Consider the following 4,488-nt stretch of genomic DNA (forward strand, 5'->3'; position numbering starts at 1 on the left):
CAACTGGACGCTGAACTTCACCTGGCGAGGCGTGGGCGCCTTCCCCGACGCCGAGCGGCAGAAGCTGCGGACCATCATGCAGGCGGCACACTCGCGCGGGCAGAAGGTGCGGTTCTGGGCCACCCCGGACCTGGCCGGCCCCGCCCGGGACGCGCTGTGGACCGAGCTGCTCGCTGCCGACGTCGACTTCATCAACACCGACGACCTGCTCGGCCTGGAGGCGTTCCTGGACGCCCACGAGCAGGCGTAGACACCACACGTTCGGGGGACATGTCAGCCGCCCGGACGAACCCTCCGCTGCGCCACACTTGCGGCCGAAACGCCGCGCAGTGGACGTGGCGGAGGAGGTTGACGATGGCCATTTCCATCTCTGTGGTGCTGTTGCTGCTGATCCTGGCAGTGATCTTTCTGCGCAACGGCGGGCTCAAGCCCACCCATGCGATTGTCTGCCTGCTGCTCGGCTTCTACCTCGCGAGCTCGAGCGTCGCCCCGACCATCCACAGCGGCCTCACGGCCACGGCTGACATCGTCAGCGGCCTGAGACCGTGAGGACCGCGTGGAAGGCCGGGGTCAGACCGCGGAGAAGACCCCGATGCCGTTCGGAACCGGGCGCTCCACTCCGTCGGTGGGGTGATTGCGCACGGACACACCGCCCGCACCCGGCGTGCGGGCGACCAGCGTCGACGAACCGCCGCCGTCCAGGCTGAAGGCGTCCACCGAGCCCAGCTGCCGCATGGTGTCCGCCACTTCGGCGATCGTCAGACCGGTGCGGTACTCCGGCGCACCGTCCACCGCCAGCAGCAGCACGCGACGCCCGCCGTCCGCGATGCCCACAGCCGTGCGTACGGCCGAGGTCCGGTCGTCCAGGCCGGCCAACGGCAGGCCGTCCCTGAGGACCGGATAGCCGCCGAGAGCGAAGCGGTACGGGACCCACGACTTCTGCGCCACCAGCCGGTGGCGTACCTGCACGGGCTCGCCCGTCGAGAACTTCCGCAGCTGCTGGGCACCCGCCTCCCGGCCCACCAGCACGGTGGTCCCCTCGGCGATCGGGCCGCTTCCGGGAGTGTCCGCGGCCGACACCACCCGACCGTCCCTGACCGTCACCTCGTAGGTGTCCGTGCTGCACGGCGCCGCCCGGTCGGTGTCCGTGCCGCAGGTGGCACGCACCCGGGACGCGCTGCCCCAGGCCGAGGTGAACGCGCCGACCGAGCCCACCGGCAACGCGTACTGGTTGAGCCCGCCGAGCGGCAGTCGCACCGCAGGCGTGGTGACCGACCCGTCCAGCGCCAGGCTGTCCAGCCGGGCCCGCCGGTCGACCCCGACGCCCACGACGTCCTGGGTGCTCGTGCCCGGCGGCAGGGCGGGACCGAAACGCTGGCCGTTCGGCACCGCCGCCTTCAGTGCCGTGCCGCGCGCGATCACCGGTCCGACGCTCGCGCCGGTCGCCTGGACGCCTGGGTGCTGGACCTCGGTGATGTTGAAGAAGTCCCCGTTGACCCCGGCGACGGCCCCCCGGGCGTCGGCGAGTTGGGAGACGGTCGCCCGTGCGGCCACTGCTCCGGCGTACAGCAGGTCGAGGCGTACCCGAGGGTCGCGCAGGTCGACGCTCAGCACATGGGCGTGTGTCGGCCCCCTGGCCGCCTGGATGTCGAGTTCCCGGTAGACGACGCCCGGCGCGATCCGGGCCGCGTCCTCAGCGGCGCCGGCCGGTGCCGCCCCCACCAGGGCCGCTCCGGCCAGCGCGCCGAGTGCCGTGAGTACTGCCAGTAACGTTCTGCCTGCTCCGAACCGCTTCTGACGACGCGTCACAGATCCCCCTGAGGTCTCGTCAACTGTCTCAGGACGCGGGGGAAGTGCACCAGACGACCGTGTCCGAGGGGGTGACGGGGACCCGACCGCGCGAGAACGGGTGGGAGAACGCGTGCTGTTGGCGGCGGTCAGGGGTGAGCGCCGACGCCCGGTCGACGTGCGAGTGGCCGACCCGGCCGGGGACGAGAGCGACGTACAGGGTGGGTGCGGAGTGTCGTCGTCAGGCCGCTGTCAAGCGCAGCACCATGTGGCACTCCCATATCGGGCGGCGGAGTATAAAAGCGACTCTGTGGGGCACTCGAACAGCCCCGTCCGTCCTCATCGGCGGAAGGAAGGTTGTGCTCATGACGCCGATGACGTTCTCCGCCCTGCCGACGGCCGGGTGCCGCTGGGAGCGGGCCCTGGTGACCGGCGGCGCCGGGTTCCTCGGCTCGCACCTGTGCGAACGCCTCCTCGGCAGCGGGGTCGACGTCGACTGTGTGGACAACCTTTCGTCGGGGTCCCAGGACAATGTCCGGCACATGGTCGGCCGGCCTGGTTTCCGGTTCCTCGAACTCGACCTGGCCGAGCCCGGCTGCCCCGACGCCCTGGAGGCTCCGTACGACCTGATCCTGCACTTCGCGGGCCCGGCCTCGTCCGCCGAGTGCCGGCGGCACCCCCTGGACGCGCTCGACACCGCCGGCCGCGGCACCCACAACGCGCTGGCCGTCGCGGACCGTGCAGGCGCTCGGTTCCTGCTCGGCTCCGGGTGCCAGGTCTACGGCGATCCACTGGTGCATCCCCAGCGCGAGGACTACTGCGGCCACGTCGACCCCGTGGGACCTCGCAGCGCCCACGACGAGGCCCAACGCTTCGCCGAGGCACTGACCACCGCGTACGCGACCGCCCACGGCACCGACGCCGGAATCGTTCGCGTGTTCAACACCTACGGCCCACGGATGCGGGCGGACGGCCACCAGGCGGTCCCCACCTTCATCACGCGGGCGCTGACCGGGGCACCGCTGATCATCGAGGGCGACGGCAGCCAGACCCGCTCCCTGTGCCACGTCGACGACGTCGTCGCATGCGTGCTGCTGGTGGCCGCGAGCCGGTCCGTCCGCCCCGTCAACATCGGCGGCGGCGACGAGCCGACCGTCCGGGAGATCGCCCGCCGGGTGATCGAGCTCACCGGCTCGCACTCGCGCCTGGAGTTCGCCGCCCGCCGCCCGCATGATCCGGCCCGGCGCCGCCCCGACACGACCCTGGTCCGGGAGATCTTCGGCTGGGTTCCGAGGGTCACCTGGGAGGAAGGGTTCCGGCGCACCATCGCCCACTTCGCGGACGTGTCGGCGGACCGCCGGCCCCTGCGCGCCGAGGGAGGTACCCGTCATGCGTGTTGCTGGTGACGGGCGAGGGGAGCGGTTGCGGTGAAGGCGCTCGTCGTACGCCCGGACGGGTTCTGCGGTGTGCTGCTGGCCGGACCGGCCGTCCGCGCCGTCGCCACCCGGGCCGCCCACGTCACGGTGATGTGCGAACCCGACGGCGCGCCCGCCGCCCGGCTGCTGCCCCACGTCGACGACGTCCTCGCATGGGACGCGCCCTGGGAGCCGCCGGGACCGGACCGGACGGACGGCGAGGGCTCCCTGCAGGTCCTGCGCGAGGCCTGCTACGACGTGGCGCTCGTCCTCGCCGCGCAGGGGCGCAGTCCGTTGCCCACCGCGCAGCTGCTGCGGAGGGCACGGGTGCGCCGGATCGGTGCCGACGGCGCGGACGGCGACGACGGCCTCCTCGATGTCGGCCACCGACGCCTGCCGGGCCAGGACGAGGCCGCGGCGGCCCTCGACACGGCCGCCGCGATGGGCTTCCTGCCCAGGGCGGGCGACGACGGACGGCTGCGCGTGATCCCGCCGCCCGACACCACGGGCCTCACGGGCAACGGCCCCTACGTCGTCGTACACCCAGGGGCCGACGCGTGGACCCCGGACCGCTGTTCCGAGGCCGTTGCCGAGCTCGCCGATGCCGGCCATCGTGTCGTCGTCACCGGCGGACCGGAGGAGACCGCCCTGACCCGGTATGTCAGCGGCGCCACGGCGGTCGACCTCGGCGGCCGCACCGACCCGCGACGGCTCACCGGTGTCCTGCACGCTGCCGATGCCGTCGTCGCCGGCGCCCCGGGCGCGGCCCACCTCGCCGCGGCCACCGGCACTCCCGTCGTCTCGCTCGTCCCGCAGGTCTGCCTCCGCGGCGTGCCCGGCATCGTGCTCGGGCAGGACGACACGACGGCCCCGGACGTGGCGAGCGCCGTGCGCAAACTCCTCGCGGAGAGCGCGTGAAGGCCGACACTCCCGTCCCGGAGGAGCCCATGCCTGACGCCGCCGCCCCCCGCGTCACGGTCGCGATGATCACCCGCAACCGCTGCCGGAGCGTGCTCCGCACCCTCGACCGGCTGGCCACCCTCCCCGAGCGGCCACCGGTCGTCGTCGTGGACAACGGTTCCACCGACGCGACGGTGGCCGCGGTACGTGCCCATCCGGTGGGGGCACGTGTCCTCGCGGTCGGCCGCAACACCGGTGCCCTGGGCCGCAACCTCGCTGTCCGCCACGCCACCACCCCGTACGTCGCCTTCAGCGACGACGACTCCTGGTGGGCACCCGGCGCCCTGGACACCGCCGCCGACGTACTCGACGCCCAGCCGCGCCT

Annotated in this window: 5 protein-coding genes and 1 pseudogene; 5 read left to right on the top strand and 1 reads right to left on the bottom strand. The window is 73.2% G+C overall.

The window, feature by feature from the left end:
* Nucleotides 1-250 (top strand): annotated as a pseudogene (locus ACTWQJ_RS46850) (hypothetical protein); the annotation flags it as partial.
* Nucleotides 251-354: 104 nt separating this feature from the next.
* Nucleotides 355-549 (top strand): hypothetical protein, encoded by a 195-nt coding sequence (locus ACTWQJ_RS46855; protein WP_224733213.1) that lies wholly within the window; start codon nucleotides 355-357, stop codon nucleotides 547-549.
* A 21-nt stretch (nucleotides 550-570) separates the two neighbouring features.
* Here ACTWQJ_RS46855 and ACTWQJ_RS46860 read toward each other — a convergent pair whose 3' ends face one another.
* Nucleotides 571-1,809, bottom strand: coding sequence for a phosphodiester glycosidase family protein (locus tag ACTWQJ_RS46860; protein WP_443312481.1), 1,239 nt, complete (start codon nucleotides 1,807-1,809; stop codon nucleotides 571-573).
* Nucleotides 1,810-2,153: 344 nt separating this feature from the next.
* Here ACTWQJ_RS46860 and ACTWQJ_RS46865 point away from each other — a divergent pair, with 344 nt between their 5' ends.
* From ACTWQJ_RS46865 to ACTWQJ_RS46875, 3 genes are all read left to right on the top strand, one after another.
* Nucleotides 2,154-3,194 (top strand): NAD-dependent epimerase/dehydratase family protein, encoded by a 1,041-nt coding sequence (locus ACTWQJ_RS46865; protein WP_443312482.1) that lies wholly within the window; start codon nucleotides 2,154-2,156, stop codon nucleotides 3,192-3,194.
* 21 nt (nucleotides 3,195-3,215) lie between these two features.
* Nucleotides 3,216-4,121 carry a glycosyltransferase family 9 protein gene (locus ACTWQJ_RS46870; RefSeq protein WP_443312483.1) on the top strand — a complete coding sequence of 302 codons (906 nt, stop codon included), beginning with the start codon at nucleotides 3,216-3,218 and terminating at the stop codon, nucleotides 4,119-4,121.
* Between the two features lie 29 nt (nucleotides 4,122-4,150).
* The coding region (locus ACTWQJ_RS46875) for a glycosyltransferase family 2 protein (protein WP_443312484.1) at nucleotides 4,151-4,488 on the top strand (338 nt) is incomplete at its 3' end.

Origin of the sequence: Streptomyces sp. KR55, assembly GCF_052245645.1 — a bacterium.
GTDB lineage: Bacteria > Actinomycetota > Actinomycetes > Streptomycetales > Streptomycetaceae > Streptomyces > Streptomyces flavusporus.